This is a genomic window from Oleiphilus sp. HI0066 (assembly GCF_001635725.1).
Genome location: NZ_LWFH01000743.1, coordinates 1 through 885, shown reverse-complemented (window position 1 = coordinate 885; position 885 = coordinate 1). Strand labels below are relative to the sequence as shown.

The 885-nt window shown below is 43.7% G+C and carries 2 protein-coding genes; both read right to left on the bottom strand.

What is annotated here, in order from left to right:
- Window positions 1-30: 30 nt before the first annotated feature.
- Window positions 31-318: a NadS family protein gene (nadS, locus tag A3738_RS09055; protein WP_068481265.1), complete on the bottom strand. Its 288-nt coding sequence runs from the start codon at window positions 316-318 to the stop codon at window positions 31-33.
- The gene (locus A3738_RS09050; protein ID WP_068481262.1) at window positions 311-652 is read right to left on the bottom strand and encodes a type II toxin-antitoxin system RelE/ParE family toxin; all 342 of its coding nucleotides are present in this window, start codon (window positions 650-652) and stop codon (window positions 311-313) included. The genes nadS and A3738_RS09050 overlap by 8 nt, the downstream gene beginning before the upstream one ends.
- Window positions 653-885: the final 233 nt, after the last annotated feature.

The window sequence follows — 885 nt, the reverse complement described above, 5'->3', positions numbered from 1 at the left end:
CCCGTGATCCTTAAGCGCATCAGCGAACAATTATGATGCCAAAGCCTTAAGAACTGTTTCAGGCTCTTTAGCAACGACATTTAGTAGGACCAGTGCCGGGCCTTGAGGTTTTCGATCTCCTCGCTCCCAATGACGTAATGTACTCACACTAATGCCGAAAGCCGATGCAAATTCATTTTGCGACATGCCGACTTTCGCGCGAATCTCTTTGACATCAAGAGGGCTAAACTCATGCACAACCGCTTTTTTGAGTTTGCCCTCAGAGTAATCAATGGCCTCTTGGAGCCCCTGTTTAATGCTTGCGAACGTATTAGACATCTGATTCACCATAACTATTAACAAGTAAAGTAGTAAGCTTGGCCAAATCATTTCGTTCAGTTTTGCTTAGATTGGCCTTTTCACCCTTTTCAAATACAGTAAGCAAGAAGAGCGGAATCGAGCCGTTGTGATAATAGTAGATGACACGCACGCCTCCGCTTTTGCCTTTTCCTTTTGCAGACCACCGTAATTTCCTGATACCGCCAGTACCTTGCATAATATTCCCCGCTTGAGGGTGCGCAGCTAGGTAATTAATAATGCTCGTCTTCTCTTCACCTTTTAACAGATCTGAAGCGCGTTTCTGAAACTCTGGTAATTCAACAATAGTTTGCATGGGTCAAAGCATAATCCAATGGATTATATTGAGTCAACATCTTCGGCTATTGCCTGAGCAGCAACATAGATCAGCTATTCCCACAAGTACTTGAGATTTGTTGAGGCAGCAATGTCTGACAACTTATTGTAAGCAGACGCCAGATACAGAGTAACTCAACAGCCGCTTTTGTCTAATTACATGCATTAATTGAGAGATTCCAAATCAGTCTGCGCTGTTTGGAATGACGAGGG

What these genes read in the sequence shown, in the direction of transcription:
- nadS (WP_068481265.1), bottom strand. Translation starts at nt 318, where the DNA reads ATGTCTAATACGTTCGCAAGCATTAAACAGGGGCTCCAAGAGGCCATT.
- A3738_RS09050 (WP_068481262.1), bottom strand. Translation starts at nt 652, where the DNA reads ATGCAAACTATTGTTGAATTACCAGAGTTTCAGAAACGCGCTTCAGAT.